Annotated in this window: 28 protein-coding genes, 1 tRNA gene and 3 pseudogenes; 5 read left to right on the top strand and 27 right to left on the bottom strand. The window is 29.0% G+C overall.

The genetic code is table 11. The features are described 5' to 3' along the window. Positions 1 to 78: 78 nt before the first annotated feature. Positions 79 to 162 (bottom strand): annotated as a pseudogene (locus AJN58_RS10585) (hypothetical protein); the annotation flags it as partial. A gap of 19 nt (positions 163 to 181) precedes the next feature. Between AJN58_RS10585 and AJN58_RS07645 the strand changes: the two are divergent. Then, positions 182 to 1921: pseudogene (locus AJN58_RS07645) on the top strand (PhoX family protein). A 37-nt stretch (positions 1922 to 1958) separates the two neighbouring features. On the opposite strand, the gene trxB reads toward AJN58_RS07645, so the two are convergent. The 19 genes from trxB to mqnP form a co-directional block, all read right to left on the bottom strand. Next, a complete protein-coding gene (gene trxB, locus AJN58_RS07650) occupies positions 1959 to 2897 on the bottom strand; it encodes a thioredoxin-disulfide reductase (RefSeq protein WP_070233491.1) in 939 nt (312 codons plus the stop codon). A gap of 133 nt (positions 2898 to 3030) precedes the next feature. Continuing rightward, complete coding sequence (gene trxA, locus AJN58_RS07655; RefSeq protein WP_002778629.1) at positions 3031 to 3345, bottom strand: thioredoxin; 315 nt, start codon at positions 3343 to 3345, stop codon at positions 3031 to 3033. A 56-nt stretch (positions 3346 to 3401) separates the two neighbouring features. After that, on the bottom strand, positions 3402 to 3740 hold the full coding sequence (locus tag AJN58_RS07660; protein WP_002851874.1) for a YraN family protein: 339 nt from the start codon (positions 3738 to 3740) through the stop codon (positions 3402 to 3404). After that, a complete protein-coding gene (locus tag AJN58_RS07665; RefSeq protein ID WP_044778705.1) occupies positions 3740 to 4987 on the bottom strand; it encodes a homoserine dehydrogenase in 1248 nt (415 codons plus the stop codon). The genes AJN58_RS07660 and AJN58_RS07665 overlap by 1 nt, the downstream gene beginning before the upstream one ends. A 3-nt stretch (positions 4988 to 4990) precedes the next feature. After that, the gene (locus AJN58_RS07670; RefSeq protein WP_070233490.1) at positions 4991 to 6193 is read right to left on the bottom strand and encodes an LL-diaminopimelate aminotransferase; all 1203 of its coding nucleotides are present in this window, start codon (positions 6191 to 6193) and stop codon (positions 4991 to 4993) included. An 11-nt stretch (positions 6194 to 6204) separates the two neighbouring features. Then, entirely contained in the window at positions 6205 to 7011 is an 807-nt protein-coding gene (locus AJN58_RS07675) for a hypothetical protein (RefSeq protein ID WP_070233489.1), read from the bottom strand. Then, a complete protein-coding gene (locus tag AJN58_RS07680) occupies positions 7005 to 7943 on the bottom strand; it encodes a hypothetical protein (protein WP_070233488.1) in 939 nt (312 codons plus the stop codon). Before AJN58_RS07680 ends, AJN58_RS07675 begins: the two co-directional genes overlap by 7 nt. Further along, a complete protein-coding gene (gene rlmB / locus AJN58_RS07685; RefSeq protein WP_070210175.1) occupies positions 7936 to 8619 on the bottom strand; it encodes a 23S rRNA (guanosine(2251)-2'-O)-methyltransferase RlmB in 684 nt (227 codons plus the stop codon). The genes AJN58_RS07680 and rlmB overlap by 8 nt, the downstream gene beginning before the upstream one ends. A 13-nt stretch (positions 8620 to 8632) precedes the next feature. Further along, complete coding sequence (rsmI, locus tag AJN58_RS07690; RefSeq protein WP_070233487.1) at positions 8633 to 9457, bottom strand: 16S rRNA (cytidine(1402)-2'-O)-methyltransferase; 825 nt, start codon at positions 9455 to 9457, stop codon at positions 8633 to 8635. Positions 9458 to 9459: 2 nt separating this feature from the next. Then, positions 9460 to 9660, bottom strand: a complete 201-nt coding sequence (gene rpmE / locus AJN58_RS07695; RefSeq protein ID WP_002860655.1) for a 50S ribosomal protein L31 — start codon at positions 9658 to 9660, stop codon at positions 9460 to 9462. Between the two features lie 78 nt (positions 9661 to 9738). Next, positions 9739 to 10395, bottom strand: a complete 657-nt coding sequence (locus tag AJN58_RS07700; RefSeq protein WP_002851903.1) for a 16S rRNA (uracil(1498)-N(3))-methyltransferase — start codon at positions 10393 to 10395, stop codon at positions 9739 to 9741. A gap of 1 nt (position 10396) precedes the next feature. Continuing rightward, positions 10397 to 10804: a membrane protein gene (locus AJN58_RS07705; protein ID WP_002851635.1), complete on the bottom strand. Its 408-nt coding sequence runs from the start codon at positions 10802 to 10804 to the stop codon at positions 10397 to 10399. Then, positions 10804 to 11229 (bottom strand): c-type cytochrome, encoded by a 426-nt coding sequence (locus AJN58_RS07710; RefSeq protein WP_002851842.1) that lies wholly within the window; start codon positions 11227 to 11229, stop codon positions 10804 to 10806. The genes AJN58_RS07705 and AJN58_RS07710 overlap by 1 nt, the downstream gene beginning before the upstream one ends. Then, positions 11229 to 11810, bottom strand: coding sequence for a 6-pyruvoyl trahydropterin synthase family protein (locus AJN58_RS07715; RefSeq protein ID WP_002858675.1), 582 nt, complete (start codon positions 11808 to 11810; stop codon positions 11229 to 11231). The genes AJN58_RS07710 and AJN58_RS07715 overlap by 1 nt, the downstream gene beginning before the upstream one ends. Further along, complete coding sequence (locus AJN58_RS07720) at positions 11807 to 12550, bottom strand: 7-carboxy-7-deazaguanine synthase QueE (RefSeq protein ID WP_002851883.1); 744 nt, start codon at positions 12548 to 12550, stop codon at positions 11807 to 11809. Before AJN58_RS07720 ends, AJN58_RS07715 begins: the two co-directional genes overlap by 4 nt. A 2-nt stretch (positions 12551 to 12552) precedes the next feature. Beyond that, positions 12553 to 13515, bottom strand: a complete 963-nt coding sequence (gene moaA, locus AJN58_RS07725) for a GTP 3',8-cyclase MoaA (RefSeq protein WP_002868437.1) — start codon at positions 13513 to 13515, stop codon at positions 12553 to 12555. 12 nt (positions 13516 to 13527) lie between these two features. Beyond that, entirely contained in the window at positions 13528 to 14043 is a 516-nt protein-coding gene (locus AJN58_RS07730) for a DUF6115 domain-containing protein (RefSeq protein ID WP_002851715.1), read from the bottom strand. Continuing rightward, entirely contained in the window at positions 14040 to 14537 is a 498-nt protein-coding gene (locus AJN58_RS07735; RefSeq protein WP_002851641.1) for a hypothetical protein, read from the bottom strand. Before AJN58_RS07735 ends, AJN58_RS07730 begins: the two co-directional genes overlap by 4 nt. Then, positions 14528 to 15412 (bottom strand): menaquinone biosynthesis prenyltransferase MqnP, encoded by an 885-nt coding sequence (gene mqnP / locus AJN58_RS07740; protein WP_002851905.1) that lies wholly within the window; start codon positions 15410 to 15412, stop codon positions 14528 to 14530. Before mqnP ends, AJN58_RS07735 begins: the two co-directional genes overlap by 10 nt. A gap of 70 nt (positions 15413 to 15482) precedes the next feature. Here mqnP and miaA point away from each other — a divergent pair, with 70 nt between their 5' ends. Further along, complete coding sequence (miaA, locus tag AJN58_RS07745) at positions 15483 to 16352, top strand: tRNA (adenosine(37)-N6)-dimethylallyltransferase MiaA (protein WP_070233486.1); 870 nt, start codon at positions 15483 to 15485, stop codon at positions 16350 to 16352. Here the strand turns inward: miaA and AJN58_RS07750 are convergent. Continuing rightward, the gene (locus tag AJN58_RS07750) at positions 16338 to 16901 is read right to left on the bottom strand and encodes a manganese efflux pump MntP family protein (protein ID WP_070210601.1); all 564 of its coding nucleotides are present in this window, start codon (positions 16899 to 16901) and stop codon (positions 16338 to 16340) included. The genes miaA and AJN58_RS07750 overlap by 15 nt on opposite strands. A gap of 147 nt (positions 16902 to 17048) precedes the next feature. Here AJN58_RS07750 and AJN58_RS07755 point away from each other — a divergent pair. Beyond that, a tRNA-Glu gene (locus AJN58_RS07755) sits at positions 17049 to 17123 on the top strand. A 134-nt stretch (positions 17124 to 17257) separates the two neighbouring features. Here AJN58_RS07755 and AJN58_RS07760 read toward each other — a convergent pair. Further along, the gene (locus tag AJN58_RS07760; protein ID WP_070210602.1) at positions 17258 to 17440 is read right to left on the bottom strand and encodes a hypothetical protein; all 183 of its coding nucleotides are present in this window, start codon (positions 17438 to 17440) and stop codon (positions 17258 to 17260) included. Positions 17441 to 17707: 267 nt separating this feature from the next. Between AJN58_RS07760 and sodB the strand changes: the two genes are divergently transcribed. Together sodB and AJN58_RS07770 are read left to right on the top strand one after the other, a co-directional pair. Next, positions 17708 to 18370 carry a superoxide dismutase [Fe] gene (gene sodB, locus AJN58_RS07765; protein ID WP_002851662.1) on the top strand — a complete coding sequence of 221 codons (663 nt, stop codon included), beginning with the start codon at positions 17708 to 17710 and terminating at the stop codon, positions 18368 to 18370. 69 nt (positions 18371 to 18439) lie between these two features. Continuing rightward, positions 18440 to 19129: a class I SAM-dependent methyltransferase gene (locus AJN58_RS07770; RefSeq protein WP_070211435.1), complete on the top strand. Its 690-nt coding sequence runs from the start codon at positions 18440 to 18442 to the stop codon at positions 19127 to 19129. A gap of 12 nt (positions 19130 to 19141) precedes the next feature. Here AJN58_RS07770 and AJN58_RS07775 read toward each other — a convergent pair whose 3' ends face one another. The 5 genes and pseudogenes from AJN58_RS07775 to AJN58_RS07795 all read right to left on the bottom strand — a co-directional run bounded on the left by AJN58_RS07775 (position 19142) and on the right by AJN58_RS07795 (position 24007). Next, the gene (locus tag AJN58_RS07775) at positions 19142 to 20347 is read right to left on the bottom strand and encodes a saccharopine dehydrogenase family protein (RefSeq protein WP_070210603.1); all 1206 of its coding nucleotides are present in this window, start codon (positions 20345 to 20347) and stop codon (positions 19142 to 19144) included. A 35-nt stretch (positions 20348 to 20382) separates the two neighbouring features. Continuing rightward, a complete protein-coding gene (locus tag AJN58_RS07780; protein WP_002860649.1) occupies positions 20383 to 21291 on the bottom strand; it encodes an ABC transporter ATP-binding protein in 909 nt (302 codons plus the stop codon). Further along, positions 21275 to 22891, bottom strand: a complete 1617-nt coding sequence (locus tag AJN58_RS07785) for an ABC transporter permease (RefSeq protein WP_070210604.1) — start codon at positions 22889 to 22891, stop codon at positions 21275 to 21277. Before AJN58_RS07785 ends, AJN58_RS07780 begins: the two co-directional genes overlap by 17 nt. Beyond that, positions 22891 to 23895 carry a Fe(3+) ABC transporter substrate-binding protein gene (locus AJN58_RS07790; protein ID WP_070210605.1) on the bottom strand — a complete coding sequence of 335 codons (1005 nt, stop codon included), beginning with the start codon at positions 23893 to 23895 and terminating at the stop codon, positions 22891 to 22893. Before AJN58_RS07790 ends, AJN58_RS07785 begins: the two co-directional genes overlap by 1 nt. Beyond that, positions 23892 to 24007, bottom strand: a pseudogene (locus AJN58_RS07795) (hypothetical protein). The gene AJN58_RS07790 and the pseudogene AJN58_RS07795 overlap by 4 nt, the downstream one beginning before the upstream one ends. Positions 24008 to 24207 lie beyond the last annotated feature (200 nt).

The following is a 24207-nucleotide window of genomic DNA, read 5'->3' on the forward strand; positions in this document are numbered from 1 at the left end:
CTTAGAAGATGTTAAGAAGAAGAGGTTTTAACCTTAGATAACTAGCTAAAAAGCTAGTTATCTATAAAATAAATTTACTTATTGATTTAAAATTTGATTTTTACTCTTACATAAATTCTGCCAATTTGAAACACTTTTGATTTCAAGACATTGTTTTAAATTTTAAATGGAGTAAAAATAAATGGAAAGAATATTGTTTTTAAAAGGTTCAGCTTTAGGTTCTGTGGTGGCTTTTTTTAAGTTCAAATTTAAGTGCTGCTATGCTTAAGGATAAGGATTTTCTAGGTTTTAAAGTTGTTGATGCAAGCACACAAGATAAAGTTATAGCACCACAAGGTTATGAAGCAAGGGTTTTAATTTCTTGAGATGATCCACTTTTTAGCAAAGCAAAACCTTATGATAAAAATAAAATCATCGATATGAATGCGGTTAAAAATGCTCATTTGGTTTTTTGGAGATAATGATGATGGTATGAATTTTTTCCACTTTCAAAAAACAGAGGAATTTTAGCCGTTAATAATGAATATATAAATCCTGAAATCATATTTAATCATCATGGTAAAAATTAAGCAAAGAAGATATTTTTTTATATGAGCAAGCTAGTGTGGGTGTGAGTATCTTAGAAATCGAAAAAAAGATGATGATTGGACTGTTTTTAGACTCTAAGTATAACCACAGAATCGATGTAAACACTAAAATGCAAGTAAGTGAGCAGCTAAAAAAGAAGTTTTAAAAAATGAAAAATTTATTCATGGAACTTTTGCAAATTATGCAAATGGACAAATACCTTAGGGAGCTTATATCACCTGTGAAGAAAATTTTGACGATTTTTTTGGAAGTTCAGATGAAAATCTAGAATTTAATGATGCCTTTAAGCGCTATGGATTTAACAAAACTAGTCTTTATGGATGGGAAAAATTTGATGAAAGATTCGATTGAGCTAAAAATATCGATGAAGCCAATCGTTTTGGTTGGATAGTGGAAATCAATCCTTTTGATGCAAAAAGCACACCTGTTAAAAGAACTTCTTTAGGGCGTTTTAAACATGAAAATGCAGAAATTATCGTAGAAAAAGATGGTTCTGTTATAGTTTATATGGGTGATGATGAGATGAATGAATTTATTTATAAATTTGTTAGCAAACATAAATACAAAAAAGGTGCTGATACAAGTAAAATTTTAGATGAAGGCACTTTGTATGTAGGACAGTTTAACGGCAATGTGGGAGATTTTAAAGGACAGAGAAAATGGATAGCCTTAGAATATGGCAAAAACGACCTAGATGAAAAAAATGGTTTTAAGTCTCAAGCTCAAGTACTCATCAATACGCGTCTTGCCGCAAGCATTGTAGGTGCAACTCCCATGGATAGATGTGAATGGATAGCAAGCTATAGACAAAGTGGTTCTAAAGAGGTATTTGCAACACTAACGAACAACAAAAATCGCCAAAAACCTAATGCAGCAAATCCAAGAACTAAAAATGTTTATGGACAAATTTTAAAATGGATGCCAAGAAATTCTCATAAAGACGATGATTTTACTTGGGAAATTTTTGCTCTTGCTGGAAATCCTGATAACCAACAAGGCTTATATAAAGGCTCAAATAATATTACAAGTGAAAATAAATTTAATTCTCCTGATGGACTTAAATTTGATAGAGATGGAAGACTTTGGATACAAATAGATGGATCTTATTCTAATAAAGATGAATACGAAGGCATGGGAAATCAGACGCTTTTTAACAGGACCTATTGCTTGTGAATTAACAGGGATTGCTTTTAGTGAGGATTATACTACAATGTTTGTAGGCATACAACATCCAGGAGAAGGTTTAAAAGGTAGTACTTTTCCTTATGGAAAAACGCCAAGATCAAGTGTAATGATGATAAGAAAACTTGATGGTGGAGTGATAGGAAGCTAAATAAAAATAAAGTTGCTTTTAGCAACTTTATAAAATCTTAATGCAAGCTTTCTATATAAGCCATAGCACTTAATGCAGCTACAGCTCCATCACCTGCAGCACAAATCACTTGCTTAGGTGCATCTTTTCTAAGATCTCCTGCGGCAAAAAGTCCAGCAACACTAGTTTGCATTTTAAGATCAACGCTTACTTGCCCACCTTCTTCCATATTGCATAAAAACTTACCATCGTCTTGTTTTAAAATTTCATTTCTTACATTAAGACCAACAAAAGTAAAAATTCCTGGAACATTTAAATCTCTAATACTACCATCTTTTAATTTTACTTTTATACCAGTAACACCCATTTTATCACCATATACTTCATCTACACTTGCACTAGTAATGAGTTCTATTTTTTCATTTTTCTTAACTTTTTCTACTGTAGATGGAGCTGCTCTAAACTCATCTCTGCGGTGGATAAGATAAACCTTAGAACAAATATTTGCTAGATACAAAGCTTCTTCTAAAGCCGTATCTCCACCACCTAAAACTGCAACTTCTTTATTTTTATAAAAAAATCCATCACAAGTTGCACAAGTGCTTACACCTTTTCCAAAAAATTCATCTTCGCCTTTAAAACCTGCTCTTTTTGGAGCTGAACCTGTACAAACTATCACAGCTTTAGTAAGTTCTGTTTTACCACCTTCTAATTTGATGGTAAAACTTCCATCACTATTTTTTAAAATTTGTTCTACTCCAACCATTTCATGTTTTAAACCAAAGCGCATACATTGTTCATTCCAAGGAGCCATAAAAGAAATTCCATCCATAACTTGGGCTACACCTGGATAATTTTCTATTTCAGAACTTGAGGTAATTTGTCCGCCAGGCATACCTTTTTCAAACATTACTACATTCTTAAGACCACCTCTAGTTGCATAAAGTCCGGCACTAAGTCCAGCAGGACCTCCACCTATGATTGCTACATCTAACATTTACATTTCCTTTATATTGAATTTTATTATTAATAATGATATAAAAATTATTCTTAATAGTAGTTAATAAAAATTATTATTTAGTATAAATTTGAAATTTTTAAGAAGAAGGCTAGTTATACTAGCCTTTAGTTTATAGTAAAGAGTTTAGTTTATCACTAATTGCTTGTTTAGATTGTGCACCAACGAGTTGATCTACAACTTCACCATTTTTAAAGAAAATAAGCGTAGGAATAGAGCGAACACCAAATTCAGCTGCTAAATCACCTTGTTCATCTGTGTTTACTTTGCAAATTTTAGCTTTACCATCAAAGTCGTTTGCAAGTTCATCAATAACTGGAGCAAGCATTCTACAAGGTCCGCACCATGGAGCCCAAAAATCAACTAAAGCTACACCTTCTTTTGCTTGAGCAAAATTATCACTTGTTAATTCAATATATTTTCCCATAATTTTTCCTTTCTTTAATTTTTGTCTAATTGTATTTTATTTTTTTAAATATCAGCTTAAAAACTTATATTTTCGCAAAATTGTATCACATCATTTTTAATGCAAATCAGATCAATCTGAAAATCCGATGAAATTCCATTTTTAAGATGATAAAATTCTATAGTTTTTAAAATTTTTTCAAGTTTTTTTCTATCCAAACGCTCAGAAACTTCATAATCATTTTGAGTAAATTTAACCTCTATAAAATGTAAAATTTCATCTTTTTTGGCTATTATATCGATTTCTCCAAATTTAGAATGGAAATTTCTTTTTAAAATTTCAAAGCCTTGTTTTTTTAAAAATTTACAAGCCTTATCTTCACCTAAAATTCCATCTAAATAAGCTTTTACACCCATTATTCTATACGCATCATAAAAGGCTTGGTTTTTATAAAATCTTGTTTGCGCAAAATTTCAAGCAAATTTTGTATGCTTTTTTCATAAGTTAAATGCGTAGTAAAAAATAAAGTGCTGTAATTTTCATCATTTTTTTTAGGTTTTTGTAAAAAACTATCGATAGAAATATTATTTTCACTCATCAATTGTGTGATTTTAGATAAAACCCCTATTTTATCTTCAACTTTCACCCTTAAATAATATTTTGTATAAATTTCATCTTTGCTTAAAAGCTCGTATTCTAAAGTATTCACAAAACCAAGCATTGGTGCTTTTACCTGATCTCTTGCTATATCCATAAGATCTGAAATCACAGCACTTGCAGTGGCCTCTCCTCCTGCTCCTGCTCCATAATACAAACTTTCACCCAACAAATCTCCATTAATACTTATAGCATTCATCACTCCATCGACTTTTGCAAGCATTTTTTCTTTATCTATCATAGTAGGATGCACTCTTAATTCTACTTTATCTTCACGCACCTTGGCTATACCTAAAAGTTTTATGGTAAATTCAAACTCATTAGCAAAATACATGTCTTCAGGCGCAATTTCGCTAATACCCTCGATCAAAATATCTTCAGGTTTAGCTTTAAGATTATAAGCGATACTTGATAAAACAAGCAGTTTATGAGCTGCATCTTGTCCTTCTATGTCAAAAGTTGGATCAGCTTCTGCATAGCCTAAATTTTGAGCTATTTGTAAGGCTTGTTTAAAACTCATATTTTTTTGACTCATAGAACTTAAAATATAATTACTCGTACCATTTAAAATCCCTTTTATAGCCAAAATATTATTTGCACTTAAACCTTCTTTTAAAACCTTTATAATAGGAATTCCCCCAGCCACACTTGCTTCATAACCAAAGGCTAAATTTTTAGCCAAATTTTCAAGTTCATAACGATGATAAGCAAGCATAGCTTTATTTGCAGTAACAACAGCTTTTTTCTTTTTTAAAATTTCACTCACTATTTTAAAAGCTTCATCCACTCCACCCATTAACTCTACAAAAACATCTACATCAGCATTTAAAATTTCTTCAACGCTATGAGTAATTGGAATTAAAGCGTTTTTTTTAGGACTTCTAGCAAGAGCGATCACAGGAGTTATGCTTTGCCCACATCTCGCACGAATAAGTTTATTGTTTTCTAAAAGAAATTTAACCACTGCACTTCCAACAGTGCCATAACCAAGAATTGCTACTTTCATAACTTACTCTTTTAAATATTTTTTGATATTGCGTGCAGCTTGGCGTATGCGATTTTCATTTTCAATTAAAGCAATTCTTACATACTCATCACCTGCTTCGCCAAAACCTACCCCAGGACTTACTGCAACACTAGCACGTTGTAAAAGTTGCTTTGAAAATTCTAAACTTTTTAAATGTCTTTTGCTTTCAGGGAGTTTTGCCCAAACAAACATACTTGCTCTTGGTTTTTGAAGTTTCCAGCCTGCGTTTTCAAAAGCTTCAAGTAAAATGTGCATTCTTTTATCATAAGTTGCACGGATTTCATCCACACAAGTTTGATCTCCATCTAAAGCTATGGTAGCTGATACTTGAATAGGCGTATACATACCATAATCAAACCAAGATTTTATTTTTTTAAGCGCACTGACTAAGCGTTTATTTCCTACTACAAAACCTACACGCCAGCCTGCCATATTGTAAGATTTTGAAAGAGTGTAAGTTTCTACCGCTACATCTTTTGCACCTTCAATTTCCAAAATAGAAGGAGTTTTATAGTCATCATAAGTTAAATCTGCATATGCAATATCTGAAATAATATAAAATCTTTCTTTTTTTGCCGTTGCTATCAATCTTTCATAAAAACTTTTCTCACAAGTTACTGTTGTTGGATTATGCGGGAAATTAACAACGACATATTTTGGACGCGGGATGCTTTCATTTAAAGTTTTATGTAAATTTTCAAAAAATTGATTTTCATCAAGCTCAAATTTTTCATTATAAGCTAAAGGCATTTTTGCTACATTGCCTCCTGCTATAATAAAAGCTTGAGTATGTATAGGATAAGCAGGAGTTGGCACAATAGCAACATCTCCAGGATTTATAATCGCTCTTGCAAGATTTACAAAACCCTCTTTTGAACCCATGGTAGCTACAACTTCATTTTCAGGATCTAGATTGACATTATATTTTCTTTTATACCAATTACAAATTGCTAAGCGAAGTTTATAAATCCCCATGGATGTAGAATATCCCGAGGTTTTATCTTTGTTAGCGCTTTCACAAAGTTTATCTATAATGTGTTGTGGAGTTTTACCATCGGGATTTCCCATTGAAAAGTCGATGATATCCTCTCCAGCACGTCTTGCTGCCATTTTTATCGCATTTACTTCTGCGAAAACATAATTTGGAAGTCTTTCTATGGTATTAAAACGGATTTCATCAAACATTTCTTAATCCTTTATTTTTTAAGTGTGATTTTTAAACCCCTGCGTATATTATCTAAACTATACATATCGCTTACAATAGCATATATAGCACCATTTGGAATAAGTTCTGAAAAATGATTATTTTTATTTTCACTTTTTACTGCTTTAATTAGATTTAGATTTTTATCTAAAAAGAAGATTTTAGGAAACCAATTGTCTAAATCATTTGCATCAATAATCAAATTTGTAGCATTTTTTAAATCAAGCACATAGTCTTTAAGGGGTTTTTCTAATGATTTTGGAGTATTTAAATTAACATTTGTATTGGTTTTTAATACAGCATTGGAAAAATTTAAATCATATTCATAATCATATGCCCCAATACGCTTAATATTATTTATATAGACAGAATTTTCTTTTAAGAGATTGTAAAGCGTTCCAGGATCTAAAACATATTGAGATTCTACTTGTATGGTATAGTCAATATTTCCTTCTCTTAAAATCAAATCTGTAGGGATAAAATATATATATCCGGCATCTGTTAAAACATCGGATAAAATTTTAAAAAACATAACTTCATCAGCTTTTGCTTTAAAATTTAGTCTTAGACTTTGAGGATTTGATAGTGTTAAGGTAATTAAAGAGTTGGTTTTTAATATTTGAGATATTTTTGCAATATCACAATTTCCATTATTATCTATGTAAGAATTATTTGAAAATAATAATTCTAGTTGAGAATTTTTACTAGGATTGTTTATTAAATTTTTTGCCAAATCAAGACTTGAGATTGCAAAAGATATATTAACATAAAGAGTAAGAATAATAATTTTTTTTACCATTCTTTACCTTTATTTAATTTTGCAAATTCAGCAGCTGAAATACTTGTAATTTTTCCGTCTTTAATCAAGAAACGTTTTGAAATTCCTGCAGGAAATTTTTGTTCTTTATTTTCTTGATCAAATATTGTTAAAGCTGCAGCTCCTGTTAAAATTAACTGATCTTTATCTAAAGAAATATTAAAATCTTTTTCTTTAACAAAGCTTGTTTTTTTAAGGCTTTTTAAATCTATCAAACCTATCCAAATCTTGGTAGAGGTTTTAAAATGTGCTTCTTTTAAAGAATTAGTTTTTGGTGTATTTATGTCTTCTTGGATTTGGGTATTTTTTTCTTCATCGAGTAAGGTTGTGTTATTTTCACTGATATTATTTTCTATGCTTATGTTTTTATCATTTTCTTGTAACGAGATGTTTTGGCTTGGTAAAACGCTCTCTGTTTGATTTGTTTCTTGTGCTTTATTGTTGTCTATAACAACAACATTATTTCCACCTAAAGATTTTAAATTTTCTTGTGCTTGTCCTATGATATCTATAACTGTTGTGCTAGTATTATTTTGTTCATCTTTGAAAAAAGTTTTAAGTGTATCAAAATAATAAATTCCACTTCCTATAATCACTAAAACAATAAGAACAATCAAAAAAGGCCAAGCATTAGAGGATTTTTGACTATAAGCATCTAGTTTTGGGGTTATCATTTTTGATTTTGTTTGTGGAGTAGGATTGTTTTCGTTAAGATAAGCTTCATACTCTTCATTAAAATCACTAAAGTCGAGTTCGTATTCTCTGCTTAAAATTTTAACAAAACCTTTAACATTAAAACGACTTAAAACAGCAAAATTCTTTTCTGCTAAAGCTTCAAGAAAATCAAGTTCAATTTGCGTTTTTGCTGCAACTTCTTTTAAATTTAATTCTTGTATTTTTTTCCAATTAAGCATTTAACATCCTATCACAAAGTATTGCAAAAGCAGCGCTGACATTAAGACTATCAAAATTATTTTTCATCGCAATGCCCACACATTCATCGCATTTTTTTACAATTTTAGAGCTTAAACCAAAACCCTCACTACCCAAAACTAAAACTTTTTTACCATTGCTTATTTTTACACTGTGAATTTCTTTTCCCGAGCCATCGCTCGCATAAAAATAAAAACCCACTTGTTTTAGTTCATTTATTACACTTAAAGCATCGTTGCTTATCACAATAGGTAAATCAAGAGCCGCTCCGCTGCTTGTGCGAATTACTCCTTCCATGGCTAATTTTTCACCAATAAAAATTAAAGCCCCAACCCCTAAAGCATAAGCTGTACGCGTGATAGCCCCTATATTTCCTACATCGCTAATTCCATAAAGCATAACAATAAAATCATTTTTTTTAATCTCATTTAAATTCGCAAAAGAACTTTCTTTAATATCTAGCAAAAAACCTTGATGATTTCCACCTTTCGCATAAGCTTGAGCAGTTTTAAAATCAAGTTTTTTGATTTTAAAACCTGATTTTGCGATTTTGGAAAAAGTAGTTTTATCACATTCTTTTGCTAAATAAAGCTCATTGATATAGTCTTTATGATATTCTAAAATATAAAAAAATATTTGCTTCCCATAAACTATCATATTAAAATTTTACCTAATCTTGACTTAAAAGCAGTTTTTGATAAATTTCTTTTGCATTTTTTCCATTGAACTTTGATAATAATTTTGCTTTTGCTTTTAAAGGCAGCTCTAAATCCATAATATCTTTTTCACAAAGAGTATTTTGCAAAAAATTTTGTTCTTTTGATTGCAGTACTACAACCCATTCGCCGTTTAAATTAGACTTTTTTAAAATTTCAAAAAGCTCTTTGGCATTGCCTTTAAATTTATTTTCAAATTTTTTACTGATTTCTTTAATCAAAAAAATTTCTCTTTGGCTGTCTAGAATCATAATTTGTTCTATCAAAGATAAAATACGCTTGGGGGATTCGTAAATAATACTTGGATAAGGAAAGTTTAAAATTTTTTCTATATCTTTTTGTCTTTCTTTGCCTTTATTTGCTAAAAAACCAATAAAGATAAATTCTTTTTGACAAAATGCTGAGCTTGCAAGAGCAACTAAGGCTGCATTTGCACCTGGTAAAATTTCATAGGTGATATTATTTTCTTGTGCAAATTCTACCAAAGCCTTTCCAGGGTCGCTAATCCCTGGCATTCCTGCATCGCTTAAATAAGCTACATTTTTTTCAAATATCTTTAAATCAATACTTGCTAAAACTTCTTTTTCATTATGGGAGTGTAAGGCTATAAATTTAGAAATATGTATATCAGTGTGAAATTTGGTATTTAATAACGAAATCAAAGACTTACTTACTCTTGTATCTTCGCAAAACACAAGATCGCAAGTCTTTAAAAGTTCTAAGGCTCTAAAAGAAATATCGCTTAAATTTCCTATGGGAGTAGGAATAAAATAAAGCATAATTATTGCATTGCGTATTTTTTCTTAAATTTCTCTACACGACCTGCAGCATCTACAATTTTTTCACTGCCTGTAAAAAAAGGATGGCAATTTGAACAAATATCTACTCTTAATTCTGCTTTGTTTGACTTTGTTGTAAAAGTATTTCCACAAGCACAACTTACTTTGCATTCTATATATTCTGGGTGAATTTCTTTTTTCATTAGTTTTCCTTAAAAATTAAAACAATAAGCCGTGATTATAAATTATTTAACATAAAAAAGAGATTAATTTAAGAAAAGTTAAAGCAAAATTTTTGAAGCTATAGCTATAATAGCTGTTTGACTTTTTAGAATATTAGAGCTTTTAAGAGAGATTTTCCGGTTAAACAATAATCTCTCATCATTGTTAAATCCACCTTCAGGACCTATAAAATATAATTCTTTTTCATCGAAATGACTTTGTTGTTCTCCTTGAAAATCAACCATAATTGCATTTGGAAATTTTTGAACAAATTCTTGAGTGCTTTGGTGGATAATTAAATCCATTTTAGTATTTCTACCGCATTGTTCACAAGAAGAAATAATGATTTTTTCAAATCTTTCTAAATCGATTTTAAAATTTCTTTGTGAAAAATTTGTAAAAACCAAATGTAACTTTTTTACTCCAAGTTCATTTAAGAAAGGTAGAGTTTTTTCTAAAATTTTAATATCTATAATGGCTAAGGCTAAGTTTAATTCACTTTGTTTTATATTTTGTGATTTTTTGTTTAAAAATTTTAAAGTGCAAGAATTTCTTGTTAAATTTGTGATTGTATAGTTGTAAAGAAAATTATCTTGTAAATTTCTAAGATTTAGCTCCGAATTTTCCTTTACTCTTCTTACTTTTAAATGGTTAAAGTTTTCACCTTGAAGTTGTATAAACTCTTCTCCAGCTTGCTTGTTATACAAAAATTGCATTTTATAGATATCTTTCTATTAAAAAAGGCAAAAACAATAAAAAAATTTCAAAAGGTAAAATCAAACAACTAATCCATCTAAAAGTGGCATATTTTCTAAATCTTCTTGCTTTTTTAAAACAAACAAAGTGAAAAATTGCTAAGGCAAAAATTAAGATCCAAGAAAAAATCATTACCCAGATATTGACATTCATTTGAAATTGTTTCATTGCTGATAACAAACAACCTGTAAAAATAATCAAAGCTAAAAATAAATAATAAATTGGTAAAAATAATCGTATTCTGCGAATAAAAATGAATTCGGTTTTAAAATTTCCTTGTGTTAGTATAAGATAAAAAAGCATTAAAAAACCGCTCGCATAAAGACTATAAAGATGTAAAGCTAAAAAGAATTCGTAACTTTGATCCATTATTTTCCTTTGTTTATAAAATCAGCTAAATTTTGAATTTGTTCATCACTTAAAAAACTATGGTTTTTATCTTTTATCGTTTTTATTTTTTGTATAAAAATTTTATTGCTCAAGGTTTTAATGGCCGTGCTGTTTTTAGGTTTTAATTCCCCTTTTTCTCCATGACAAGTGGCGCATTTTTGTTTATATAAAGAGTTGATAATACTAGGATTGACTTCATGTTCATCATTTGAACTTTGTGCTTCATCATCTACAGGTAAAGGCAGGTTGGAGTCACTTAATTCTGTTTTTTCATCGTTTTGTTCTATTTGGACTACTTCTTGATCTGTATTTTGAGTCTTGGAAATATTTTTTTCATCATTAGAACAGGCAGATAAAACTAATAAAAAAAAACTTAAGGCAATTAAAATTTTAGCTTTTTGCATTAAATCTCCTTTGGATTTATAAAAATTTCTTCATTTTTTAATTTGTTATAAAAATCTATATCATTCCATTCTGCTTTAATGCCATTGGAAAATTCTATGTCTTGAAGTGAAATTTTTGGCATTAGCTCACTATAGGCATCTTCTCTAAAACCTTGTGCATAGCCTGTTCTTGTTTCATGAACAATGATGCTTTGTAAAGTCACTCCTTGTTCTCCATTTACCATTTTTGTTTGTTTTAATAAAGCATCTATAAGTATGAAAAATACACGACAAAAATTTTCAGCACTTACATTAACAGGCAGGCAAATCCAACGACTTGAATATTTTTTCATTTCTTCTAAATATTTTGCGTCATCATATTTAAAAAGAGTGATAGCATGATCAAAACTATCAATAATTTGGCGTATATAGGTTTTTAAAAGTCCAAAATCATAGACCATTCCAGCATTATCTAAATATTTGCTTTCAAGTAAAACTTCAACTTTGTAAGAATGTCCATGAATGCTACTTTTGCAACGCTTAGAAGAACAAAATCTAACAATGTGTGCGTTTTCAAATTCAAATAATTTTCTTATAATCATACACCCTCTTTATCGTTCCAAAGACGAATATGAATTCTATCAGAATAATTATAACCATTCTTAATACAAAATTCAGCAATTTTTTGAGCATTTTTTTTAAGGTTTTGCTCATTTTCACCCATAGGCATACAAAAAATTTGATTTGGAGCTTCTTTTAGAATTTCATTGATTTCTAAAAATGAATTATCAAGAGTATTGGCATCTAAAACAAATTTATAAAAACTATCTTTTGCGTAATTTTTAAATGCTTTTAAAGCTTTAAAATTTAATCGTTTATCTTTTTTTATCCCACTATTTTGGAGTTTAACGCTTAAAGCAAAAATACATTCTTTGTAAAAAGGATATCTATCAAAATCAATTTCTATGCTTCCATTGCTTTCAAAGTGTATTTCGAATTTATTTTTTAATAACATTTGGATAAATTCTATAAATTCAGGATTTTCATAATGGATTAATGGCTCTCCACCTGTGATAACAACTATAGGATCAAAGTCTTTTTTTAATTTTATCACTCTTTTTAAAAGTTCATTAGCATTTAAAGTTTCATAACTTTCTTTAAAATCTTTTGTGAAAACAGCTCTTATCGTGTCACATCCAATGAGAGTTTTATCGTTTTTTGATATTTTTACATTAAAACCTAAACAGTTGAAATTGCAACCAGCAAAACGCATAAAAATAGCTAATTTTCCATTATATTTGCCTTCTCCTTGAATGCTTAAGAAACTTTCAACAAGTTGCAAAATTAACCTCCAGTTTGATAAAAAGCACGAGATGAGGTTTCATTATCAACAACACTCCATTTATTTTTTTCTGGTTTATTTCTTAATACTTCTTGTAATATTTCTACAGCGGCTTTAATATCACCTTTTCGAACCGCTTCTTTTATGCTTAATGCTTCATCAAAATAAAGGCAAGGTATTAACAAGCCTTCAGCACTTAAGCGTATGCGATTGCAAGAATCGCAAAATTCATGGCTATGAGGATCTATAATTCCAAATTCATAATCATCTGCCTTGTAAATACTCACAGGTGCTTTTTCATCTTTTTTTATAAGTTGAATTTGATATTTTTGACTCAAAATTTGTATAATTTCATCTCTTTTTAATCCTTGTAATTTACCATAAGCATGAGTATTTTCCATAAATTCTATAAAGCGAATTTGAGCTTTTTTTGATTTTGCAAATTCCAAAAGAGATATCAGTTCATCATCGTTTAAATTTTTAAGAGCTACAGTATTAAGTTTTACTTTCAAATCTAGATTTAAAGCTTCATCAATTCCAGATAAAACACTATCTAATACATCTTTTTGCGCAAGAGTTTTTGCTTTTTTGTGATCTAGGGTATCAAGTGAAATATTAAGTCGTTTAAGTCCAGCATTTTTTAGGTCTTTAGCAAAGTCTTTTAGTAAAAATCCATTTGTAGTTATAGCAAGGTCAATATCGCTTTTATAATCGCTAATCATTTTTATAAAAATACTTAAATCTTTTCTTAATAAAGGTTCTCCACCTGTTATACGGATTTTTTCAATTCCTTCGTCTATAGCTGCTTTAACAAATAAAAAAAGTTCTTCGAAGCTTAATAAATTTTCTTTTGGCTGATAATCGAAAGGAATTTTTGGCATACAATAAAGGCAGCGAAAGTTACATCTTTGTGTAACTGAAATTCTAAGATAATTTATCTTTCTACCGAATTGATCTATAAGCATTTATTTTCCATTCTATTTTATTAATTTCTTAAATTTTAAGACAAGTTCTACATTTCCAGTGCCAATGCGTAAATCTTTAGCGATTTGTTCTATGCTTTTTCCTTCTTTGAAAAGATTTTCTATTTTTTGTTCTTCTGTATCGTAATTTGGTGTAAGTTTAGCCATGCTTTGTGCTTTTTGTTCCAAATTTAAAAGACGATTTTGTTGTTCATTTTGAAAATCTTCTATGATATGTTCCATAGTTTTTAGTGTTCTTAAAACAGGAGTGATTTTTGAACTGATTTGTTTATCAAGTTCAATCATAATTTCTTCTTTTAAAAGAGAGGTTTTATAGTCTTCATCCTCTTCGCTATCATCTTTAACTCCTAATTCTTTACGAAAATAATGAAGTTCTTTGGTAATATCTTCTATCACATTTTGAAGTTTTGCTATTTTTGCATTATTTTCTCTTTCTTTGATATTCATGTAGGCTAGCATTGCAATTAAAAGCACAATTATAAAAACTAAATAAAGTACATCATCACTCATTCTTGGCCTTTCTTATTTCTTATCATATTTCTTTGGATTTCAACAACAAAAGCATCAAAAGCCATTTTGTCTTCAGGCTTAATTTTGATAATTTTTGCCAATGTTTGACTTTGAGCTTTGATAAAAATAGCTATTTTTTGATTATTTAAATCAAATCTTAAATAATATTCTTTATCTTCTTCTAAAATAGTATCCAAAAAATTTAGATACTCAAAATTTAAAGATTCTATTACCCCTTTTTGCTTAAGTGGTATAAGTTCTTTATTTTTATCTAAAGAATTTTCAAGTCTTAAAATATCTTCTTTTAGACTTAAAAGAAGATCAAAAATAATTTTTTCACCCTCGTCAAAATCAATGCGTAAAGCAAGTTTTTTCCATTTTAAAATTTGAGAAATTGCTCCAAGTTTTAGGTATTCTCCAAGAAAACGGTTATTTTCTATTTCACAACATTCTAAATGAGCTTCAAATCCTGCTTTAAAAAGTGCTAATTCCATAATAAATCAATCCAAATAAAAATAAAAAAGATAATACTTAAATAACCATTTAGAGTAAAAAATGCTCTATCAATATGAGCAAAATTCTTATGAACAATTTTATGTTCCAAGGCTAAAATAATACCGCTTATAATTACCCCAATAAGTGCTATTTTTCCAAGTGCTACACCCCAAACTTCCCACACAAAAAGAAGCCAAAATAATACCGCTAAAATATGGCAAAAAGATGATATAAATAAAGTAGCCTTTGAACCAAATTTAGCAGGAATAGAGTGAAGTCCTATTTTTTTATCATACTCCATATCTTGTAAAGAATAAAGCAGATCAAACCCAGCTGTCCAAAAAGTTACACCTAAACATAAAATAACGCTATAAATGTGAATTTCACCCATAATTATAACACTTCCTGCAATAGGCGCAAGTCCTAAACAAAATCCTAAAACTAAATGTGCTAAAGAACTAAAGCGCTTAAAAGCTGAATAAATAGCCAATACCAAAAGCACAGGAAAAGACAAATAAAAAGCCAAGGTATTAATAAAATAAGAACATGATATAAAAATAAGTGCATTAATAATAATAAAAATCCATACACTTTTTCTACCTATTTTTCCACTGACATTAGGGCGATTTGCACAACGAGGATTATCCTTATCTATATCTTCATCCATTAAACGATTTGTAGCCATGGCAAAATTTCTTGCACTTACTGCACAAATAATGCCTAAAATCAACGCCTTAAAACCAAACCAAGCAGTGTCATTTGCAAGTTTTGATGCTACAATCATAGAGGAAAATAAAAAAGGCAAAGCAAAAATAGAATGCTTAAATACTACAAGTTCTAAAATATCTTTAAATTTTATCCAGAATGTGTTCATTTTTCTACTTTAAAATATTTTTTGCTATGATTTTACTAAAATTTTTATAAATTTTAGGATAAATATTAAAATGTTTTTTGAAATAGCATTAATAGGAACAACCGCGAGTGGAAAAACATACATAGCCAATACTTTAGCAAGAGAATTTAATGCTGTTGTTTTAAGTCTTGATAGTCTTTGTGTTTATAAAGAGATTAATATAGCAAGTGCCAAGCCTTCACAAGATGATCTTGCGAGTATAAAATACTTTGGGGTAAATTTATTGAGCGTGAATGAACATTTTAATGTTGAGTTATTCATAAGAGAATATCAAAAAGCAAAAGAATTTGCTTTAGCTAGAAATTTACCTCTAATTATAGTAGGTGGAACTGGATTTTATTTAAAAACTATGATAGATGGTTTAAGTGAAAAAACCTTAGAGTCAAAGAGTTCTTTAAATAACGATGAAATTTATGCTCTTTTATTAAATATTGATCCAAACTATAAAATAGAAAAAAATGATACTTATAGATTAAAAAAATGGCTGGGTATTTATGAGCAAACAAGAGAAATTCCTAGTGAATTTTTAAAAAGAACACAAAAAACTGGGGTGCTTAAAGATATAGAAATTTATGAGCTTGAGTGGGATAAAGAAATTTTAAAAAAACGTATTCAAACTAGAACAAAAGAAATGCTTGATAATGGACTTTTAGATGAAGCAAAAATTCTTTTTTCTAAATTTGATCATAAGCTTAAAGCATTAAATTCTATAGGTTTGAAAGAGTGTAAAGAATATTTAGATGGAGAAATTTCCTTTAAAGAGCTTGAAAATTTAATCACGATACATACTACGCAACTTGCCAAAAGACAAAGAACTTTTAATAAAAAATTTCAAAGTAAAGCCTTGGAATTTGATAAAGCTTTAGCTACTTTAAGAATGAAATTTTCAATCGAAAAATAAATGTTCTACTAGAATTTTTACTCCTAATATAATTAAAACCAATCCGCCTAAAAGTTCAGCTTTATTTTTAAGATAAATTCCAAATTTATTTCCTATTTTTAGAGCAATGATACATAAAATGAAGGTAATAATACCTATTAAAAATATGGCTAATAATAAATTTACATTTAAAAATGCAAAACTCACACCAACTGCTAGTGCATCGATACTCGTAGCAATTGCTAAAGCTAGCATGGTTTTAAAGCCAAATTGGTTGGCATTACTATCGCAATTTTCATTTTCCAATGACTCTTTGATCATTTTTAATCCTATTAAAGAAAGTAAAATAAAAGCTATCCAATGATCAATACTCGCAATAAAAGATGCAAAAGTTATACCTATAAAATAACCAATAGTTGGCATCAAGGCTTGAAATCCACCAAAATAAATTCCAACAATAAGATAATGTTTTAAATGTAGTTTTTTAACACTAAAACCTTTGCATAGTGATACAGCAAAAGCATCCATTCCTAAAGCACAGGATAAAAAAATAAGACTATAAAAATCCATAATAAATCCTAAAATTTTATAAAAAATTGAAGATGAAATTATAATCAAACAAAGATAAAAATCACATAATTTTGATATATTTAATTAAATTTTAAGAAATAAATATATATAATTCAATTTCATTTTTATTTTTTACTCCTTAAAAGTGGCCCATTCGTCTAGCGGTTAGGACATCGCCCTTTCACGGCGGTAACACGAGTTCGAGTCTCGTATGGGTCACCACTTTTTAATTTTTCTTTTAAAATAACTATTTTTTCATTTTTCTATTAAAATTTAATAAATATTAATAATTTATTTTGTAGAATACGGATAGCTTTTGATATAAGTCTATTATAGACTTATATCAAGGCTGGGCATTATTGAGCTGGTGTTTGCTCTTTTGTTTTTTTGTGAGTTTTAGCTTCATGTTTTTTATCAGCTTTAGCTTTTGAATGATGAGCTTTTGTATGTGTTTGATTCACATCGCTTGGAGTATTAGCTGCAAAAACATTAGCTACGAGAGCACCTAGTAATGCTGAGATTAGTACAACTTTTTTCATATTTTCCTCCTTATGAATAATTTTTAGTTGCAAATTAATTGTAATTATTAAAAACCAACAAATAGATATTTTTTGTAAAAATATTTCAAAAAAATATAATTTTTTATATACATTTAAATTATTATTAAAATATATTATAAATATATCTTATTTTATTTAGATTAAATAAATAGAAATTTTACCCACTAAGCTTTTAAGATATTTTTACTCTTTTTAATATTATTATGGTAATATTTTCAATATCAAACTAAAAATAAAGGAGAAATTATGTTTGAATTAAGAAAATTACCTTATGATACCAATGCTTTTGGTGATTTTTTGAGTGCTGAAACTTTTAGCTATCATCATGGAAAACATCACAATACTTATGTTACAAATCTAAATAATCTTATTAAAGATACTGAATTTGCAGGTAAAGATCTTGTAAGTATTATCAAAACTTCAAATGGGGGCGTATTTAATAACGCAGCTCAAGTTTATAATCATGATTTTTATTTTGATTGCATTAAGCCAAGTACAGGCTGTGGTTGTGGCGGTTCATGTCAAAGTATAGATGCTAATTTACAAGCGGCACTAGAAAAAGAATTTGGATCTTTAGAAAATTTCAAAGCTGAATTCATCAAAGGTGCTACAGGAGTTTTTGGTTCAGGATGGTTTTGGTTAGTTTATAATACTAAAAATCAAAAACTAGAATTTGTAGGCACTTCAAACGCAGCTACACCGATTACTGAAGATAAAGTTCCTTTACTTGTTGTAGATGTTTGGGAACATGCTTATTATGTAGATCATCGTAATGCACGCCCTGCTTATTTAGAGAAATTCTATGCTCATATCAATTGGGAATTTGTTGCAAAAGCTTATGAATGGGCTTTAAAAGAAGGTATGGGATCAGTTAGTTTTTATGCAAATGAACTTCACCCTGTAAAATAATTTTAATCCTTTTTGTGTTAGAATGAATTTTGGCTTAATGTCAAAATTCTATACGAAAAGGAGCAAAAAATGGATAATTCCTTATCTGCATATACTCAAAAATATGACAAAGAAGGTTATGGACTTCAATATCCTGATGGTCATGTTATAAGATTTTACGAGAGAATCTTAAAATACAAACTAAGTAAAACAAGTGGAAAATTACTTGATTTTGGTTGTGGAAATGGAGTGCATTCTAAGTATTTTAAAAATATAACGGGGGGGGGTATAGAGCCTTATGGTATTGATATAGTTCCTAGTTTAAAAAAGTTTTGGGAAAAAGATCCTTGCTTAGATTCTAAAAATTTTCACATCATATCTCCTAATTCTAGCTTTAAAAAACTCTTCAATACAAAAATGGATTTTATATTTGCAAATCAAAGCTTATATTATCTTACAAAGCAAGCTTTTAAAGAAGCTGTGCAAGAATTTTATGAATTATGCAATGAAGGAGCTATTATATTTGCAACTATGATGAGTGATAAAGGCTATAGTATGTATGAAAGAGGAGAACTTATGGATAATGGATTACGTGAAGTAAAAGGATGTCCAAGTGGTAGATTGAGCGGTTCTTCATATATACGCTTTACTAAAGACATAGAAGAATTAAAAGAAGATTTTAAGCCTTTTAAACCTTTATTTTGGGGAGATTATGAATTAATTAATCTGTATAATTTTGAAGGCAGTGTGGAGCACTTTATTTATATAGGACAAAAGTAAGTGCTAAAGCACTTACTCTCCTAAACTTGGAGTCATTTCGATAATCTTCCAAGGAAGTCCTTGAGAATTCAGCTCTTCCATAAAAGGCTTAGAGTCAAATTCTTCCATATTAAATACGCCTTTTCCTTGCCAAATTCCTTTAGCGACTAATTTCGTGCCTATCATAGCAGGAACACCTGTAGTATAGCTTACAGCTTGTGCGCCAGTTTCTTTGTAGCATTCTTCATGATTACAAACATTATAAATATAAACTTGCTTATCTTTTCCATCTTTTTTACCACGAATTACGCAACCTATATTGGTATAACCTTTAGTACGTGGCCCCAAACTCGCAGGATCGGGAAGCAAGGTTTTTAAAAATTCTATAGGAATGATTTCTTTTCCTTGGTGCATCACAGGTTTAATCCCTAGCATTCCAACATTTTCGAGACATTTCATGTGAGTTAAATAACTTTGTCCAAAGGTCATAAAAAAGCGTATTCTTTTTAAACCTTTGATATTTTTTACCAAGCTTTCAAGTTCTTCATGATAAAGCAAATAGCTATCTTTCACACCTACTTCTGGATAATCCCACTGTATTTTTATTTCCATCGGCTCTGTTTCTATCCACTTGCCATTTTCCCAATAACGCCCTTTAGCAGAAACCTCACGCAGATTGATTTCAGGGTTAAAATTCGTCGCAAAAGCATAGCCATGATCACCTGCATTGCAATCTAAAATATCTATATAAGAAATTTCATCAAATAAATTTTGCTGTGCATAAGCACAAAAAACATTAGTTACACCAGGATCAAATCCACTTCCTAAAAGTCCTAAAATTTCTGCTTGTTTAAACTCATCATTTCTTGCCCATTGCTCTTTGTATTCAAATTTAGCTAAATCAGGATGTTCATAATTTGCCGTATCTACATAATCAATCCTTGCTTTTATACAAGCATCCATTAAACTCAAATCTTGATAAGGCAAAGCAACATTGAGTAAAATTTGTGCTCCTGTTTTCTTGATAAGTTCTACAACCGCATTGCTATCATCAGCATCAATTTGCGCTGTTTCGATTTGAACCCCTAAACGCTCTTTGATAAAAGCAGCGATTTCATCACATTTGCTTTTTGTTCTACTAGCTAAAGTGATTTTGCTAAAAGTATCAGAATTCATTGCGCATTTTACAGTAGCCACACGACTTACTCCACCTGCGCCTATGATTAAAAGATTTTTCATGAAATTTGTCCTTAAAAGATTTTTAGGAATTTTAACTAAAAATTGATAATATCAAAATTTATTTTTTCTTCTAAGTTATAATTTGAGCTTAATAACATAAAAAATTCTATATTTTTATATCTTAACTTAAGTCTATAAAAAGCCCCTAAAAATTCTTTTTGTAAAATTTTAGCCTCAAAGCGATTTCCTATTTTAAGTTCTGCATAACCAAAAATATAATTTTTTGAAGCTATCCAAGCAAAAAATTCATCTTCTAAATCAAGTTTTTCTTCTATGATATTTAAATCAGGTAAAATTTGCGCACTTTTAAAATCGGGCTTAAAATAAAGCTCTTTAGGATTTGCATGAGCTAAAATTTTTCCTTTTTCTAAAAAAGCGATTTGATCAGACATACAATAAGCATCTTCAATATCATGAGTTACCATAATAGCCGTAATGCCTTGATTTTCTATCATTTTTTTCAATTCTCTTCTTAAATCCTGTTTTAAATTTTGATCCAAATTAGAAAAAGGTTCATCTAAAAGCAAAAGCTGACATCCTCTTGCTATAGCTCTAGCAAAAGCCACTCTTTGCGCTTGCCCTCCTGAAATTTCATCGATTTTTTTATATCTTAAATCTTCAATTTCAAAAGTTTTAAGCAAATGATTTAAAATTTGATTTTTATCTTTTTTATCGTAAAGTGCAAAAAGTATGTTTTTCTCAACATTTAAATGAGGAAATAAAGCATAATTTTGAAACATCAAAGCCACTTCACCTTTGCAAGAAAACAAATCATAAGAACTAGCTTGTTCAAGCTTAGCAATAATCCTTAAAAGCGTGCTTTTTCCGCTTCCACTACCTCCTAAAATGCTTAAAAATTCTCCTTCTTTGACATGAAGATTGATATTTTCTAAAGCTTGTATTTTTCCAAAATTTTTAGATAAATTTTTAATTTCTAACATCATCTTTCCTTGTGATTTTATCCATCCAAACAACAACCATTAAAGAAAGAAAAACGATAAACAAGGAAGGCAAAGCTGCATCATAAATTCTTTCATCACTTGCAAACCAGAAAGCTTTAACACTTAAAGTTTCAAAGCCAAAAGGCGCTAAAATTCTACTTAAAGGAAGTTCTTTAATCGTATCAATAAAAACAATAATAAAAGCCAAAAATAAAAAATGTTTCATTAAAGGTGCGTGAATTTTAAAAAATAAAATAAAATAACTCGTTCTTAAATTTAAACTTGCTTCATCAATATTTAGATGAATTTTATTATATCCTCCCTCTAAAGAATAAATTGCACTCGCTAAAAAACGAATTATATAAGCAAAAACAAGAACAAGTAAAGAATTTTCCAATAAACTCATGTGAAAAAATTTATCCAAAAATACAAAAAGCACTATAATGCTAATCCCTAAAGCAGCAGCAGGTATAGAATAACCCAAAGAACTTATTTTTAAAATAAATAAATTAAAAAAATGATTTTTAACTATCCTAGAGCTAAACATCAAAAAATAAGCTAAAAAAGTGGTAATTAAAGCAGTGATTAAAGCTAAGATTATAGTTTGAAAACTGATAATATAAAATTGCGATTCAAAAAGCTTATGATCTTTTAGTCCCCAATAAACTAGCCAAATAAAAGGTAAAATAAAACCTACAAAAGCAATCATAAAACAATAAATACAGGATAGAATTTGTTTAATAGGATTTAATTTTCTTTTTTTGATAAAAAGAGCTAAATTTTGATTAAAACTATAATGATGTTTATTTTTATAATAATAATCCACATACATAATCAAAAATACAAAAAGCATTAAAATACCCGATAAAACACTAGAAGAATAAGAATCATTCAAATCATACCAGAGTTTAAAAATTCCAGCCGAAAAAGTATCCACTCCCAAATAAGCACTTGCACCATAATCACTCAAAGTTTCCATTAAAACCAATAAAGCTCCAGAAAAAATGGCAGGTCTTGCACTCAAAAGTGCCACGCGTGTAAAAATTCTAAATTCAGAATATTTCATGATTTTAGCTACTTCATAAGCCTCTTTAGCTTCACTTTTAAAAGCTGTTTTAGCAAATAAATAAATATAAGGATATAAAGAAATAGCCAAAACAAAAATAACACCATAATGATTGAAAAAATCTATCCTAAAGCCAAAATTTTCATGAAAAAATCCTTGAAAATCCATAATTCCCACATAAACAAAGGCTAAAATATAAGCAGGTATGGCCAAGGGTAAAATGAGTAATTTTTCTAAAATTTTACAGAAATAAAAATCATAATTTGCGATCAAATAAGCAGAACTCACACCCAAAATCAAGCTTAAACACAATACTCCCACGCTAATTATAAAAGTATCTTTGATGAATTTTAAAAATAAATAATCAAAAAAATGACTCAAATTTTCTTTAATAGATGAAAATTGGGTTAAATCACTTGTGTTAAAATTTTGAAATAAAATATAAAAAAGTTCAGCAAAAATACCAAAAATAGGCAAAGCAAGAAAAAGGGCAAGTAAAATTGCCCCGAGTTTATAGTATTTTAAGGTTTTATACATTATCTAAAACCGACTTCATCGTAAATTTTAACAGCTTCTTTAATATTTTCTGCTATCTTACTCACAGGAATTTGATCTTCTTTAAAAGTTCCAAAATCCTTTACCGTTTGGCTTAATTCTACATCATTTCTTATAGGAAATTCATAATTACTATCAGTAAGAATTTTTTGAATTTCAGGACTTAACATAAATTCCATAAATTTTTTAGCCGCATCTTGATTTTTACTTGATTTTGTCATAGCAATACCGCTAATGTTAATATGCGTTCCTCTATTGTCTTGATTAGGAAAAATAATACCCAAAGAATTCCCCACTTCTACATCTTTTGGATTTTTAGAATTCTTTAAAAGCCCTATATAATAAGTATTCATAACTGCAAATTTAGCTTTGCCTGCAAATACTTGTCTGGCTTGATCTCTATCCCCACCCTTTGGGTTTGTCGCAAGATTCTCAAGTACACCTTTAGCCCATGCTTTAGCCTCTTTACTTCCATCATTAGCTATAATAGATGCTAAAAGAGTTTTGCTATAAGGAGCTGTAGCACTTCTCATGACAATTTCTCCTTTAAATTCAGCTTTTGCTAAATCTTCATAATTTTTCATTTTGCTAATGTCGATATTTGCGTTTTTATTGTAAGCAATAATTCTTGCTCTTTTTGTAATCGCAAACCATTCTTTATCCTTATCTCTTAAATGAGCAGGTATAAATTCTTCTAAATATTTTGATGAAACAGGGGATAAAAGTCCTAAATTTTTAGCTTCTGTAAGATTTGAAATATCAGCTGTGATGAAAATATCAGCAGGAGAGTTATTTCCTTCAAGAGAAAGCCTTTTAATAAGTTCTGAAGCTTTAGCTTGAGTATGATTGACCTTAATGCCTGTTTTTTCTTCGAATTTTTTTATGATTTCAAAATCAGCATCATAATGTCTTGCTGAGTAAATATTAAGCTCGCTAGCACCTAACAATGAAAAAGCCGTTAAAAACATAAAGAAGATTTTTTTCATATTTTATCCTTTATTGAGAATTATACTTGGTTTTATTAAGATCTTTAAAATCAGTATGAGAATGTTCAGAGCAAGCAAAAGCAAAGCCAACGCATAGTAAAAATAAAATTATTTTTTTTCATAGACATTAATTCCTTTTTTAGATATTTTGATAAGAAATATTAATATTAAAAAGTAAATATGACGTAATATTTATATTTTTATATTTCTTTAAAGAATAAAGAGGTTTATTTTTGACACATATATTGATAAATTTATGATTTTTAATAAACTCTTGATTAAATAAAGTTGATTAAAATTTTTCTTTTAAAA

This window comes from Campylobacter sp. BCW_4321 (assembly GCF_001763075.1).
Lineage (GTDB): Bacteria > Campylobacterota > Campylobacteria > Campylobacterales > Campylobacteraceae > Campylobacter_D > Campylobacter_D jejuni.

Coding starts and splice junctions, on each gene's coding strand:
- AJN58_RS07715 (WP_002858675.1), bottom strand. CDS start 11,810: ATGATTATAAGAAAATTATTTGAATTTGAAAACGCACACATTGTTAGA.
- rlmB (WP_070210175.1), bottom strand. CDS start 8,619: ATGATAGTTTATGGGAAGCAAATATTTTTTTATATTTTAGAATATCAT.
- AJN58_RS07785 (WP_070210604.1), bottom strand. CDS start 22,891: ATGTATAAAACCTTAAAATACTATAAACTCGGGGCAATTTTACTTGCC.
- AJN58_RS07775 (WP_070210603.1), bottom strand. CDS start 20,347: ATGAAAAATCTTTTAATCATAGGCGCAGGTGGAGTAAGTCGTGTGGCT.
- AJN58_RS07675 (WP_070233489.1), bottom strand. CDS start 7,011: ATGGTAAAAAAAATTATTATTCTTACTCTTTATGTTAATATATCTTTT.
- AJN58_RS07750 (WP_070210601.1), bottom strand. CDS start 16,901: ATGGATTTTTATAGTCTTATTTTTTTATCCTGTGCTTTAGGAATGGAT.
- AJN58_RS07680 (WP_070233488.1), bottom strand. CDS start 7,943: ATGCTTAATTGGAAAAAAATACAAGAATTAAATTTAAAAGAAGTTGCA.
- rpmE (WP_002860655.1), bottom strand. CDS start 9,660: ATGAAAAAAGAAATTCACCCAGAATATATAGAATGCAAAGTAAGTTGT.
- AJN58_RS07760 (WP_070210602.1), bottom strand. CDS start 17,440: ATGAAAAAAGTTGTACTAATCTCAGCATTACTAGGTGCTCTCGTAGCT.
- trxB (WP_070233491.1), bottom strand. CDS start 2,897: ATGTTAGATGTAGCAATCATAGGTGGAGGTCCTGCTGGACTTAGTGCC.
- AJN58_RS07770 (WP_070211435.1), top strand. CDS start 18,440: ATGGATAATTCCTTATCTGCATATACTCAAAAATATGACAAAGAAGGT.
- AJN58_RS07735 (WP_002851641.1), bottom strand. CDS start 14,537: ATGGAATTAGCACTTTTTAAAGCAGGATTTGAAGCTCATTTAGAATGT.
- miaA (WP_070233486.1), top strand. CDS start 15,483: ATGTTTTTTGAAATAGCATTAATAGGAACAACCGCGAGTGGAAAAACA.
- AJN58_RS07700 (WP_002851903.1), bottom strand. CDS start 10,395: ATGCAATTTTTGTATAACAAGCAAGCTGGAGAAGAGTTTATACAACTT.
- AJN58_RS07660 (WP_002851874.1), bottom strand. CDS start 3,740: ATGGGTGTAAAAGCTTATTTAGATGGAATTTTAGGTGAAGATAAGGCT.
- AJN58_RS07730 (WP_002851715.1), bottom strand. CDS start 14,043: ATGAGTGATGATGTACTTTATTTAGTTTTTATAATTGTGCTTTTAATT.
- trxA (WP_002778629.1), bottom strand. CDS start 3,345: ATGGGAAAATATATTGAATTAACAAGTGATAATTTTGCTCAAGCAAAA.
- sodB (WP_002851662.1), top strand. CDS start 17,708: ATGTTTGAATTAAGAAAATTACCTTATGATACCAATGCTTTTGGTGAT.
- mqnP (WP_002851905.1), bottom strand. CDS start 15,412: ATGAACACATTCTGGATAAAATTTAAAGATATTTTAGAACTTGTAGTA.
- AJN58_RS07790 (WP_070210605.1), bottom strand. CDS start 23,895: ATGAAAAAAATCTTCTTTATGTTTTTAACGGCTTTTTCATTGTTAGGT.
- moaA (WP_002868437.1), bottom strand. CDS start 13,515: ATGCTTATAGATCAATTCGGTAGAAAGATAAATTATCTTAGAATTTCA.
- AJN58_RS07780 (WP_002860649.1), bottom strand. CDS start 21,291: ATGATGTTAGAAATTAAAAATTTATCTAAAAATTTTGGAAAAATACAA.
- AJN58_RS07705 (WP_002851635.1), bottom strand. CDS start 10,804: ATGGATCAAAGTTACGAATTCTTTTTAGCTTTACATCTTTATAGTCTT.
- AJN58_RS07710 (WP_002851842.1), bottom strand. CDS start 11,229: ATGCAAAAAGCTAAAATTTTAATTGCCTTAAGTTTTTTTTTATTAGTT.
- AJN58_RS07665 (WP_044778705.1), bottom strand. CDS start 4,987: ATGAAAGTAGCAATTCTTGGTTATGGCACTGTTGGAAGTGCAGTGGTT.
- rsmI (WP_070233487.1), bottom strand. CDS start 9,457: ATGCTTTATTTTATTCCTACTCCCATAGGAAATTTAAGCGATATTTCT.
- AJN58_RS07670 (WP_070233490.1), bottom strand. CDS start 6,193: ATGTTTGATGAAATCCGTTTTAATACCATAGAAAGACTTCCAAATTAT.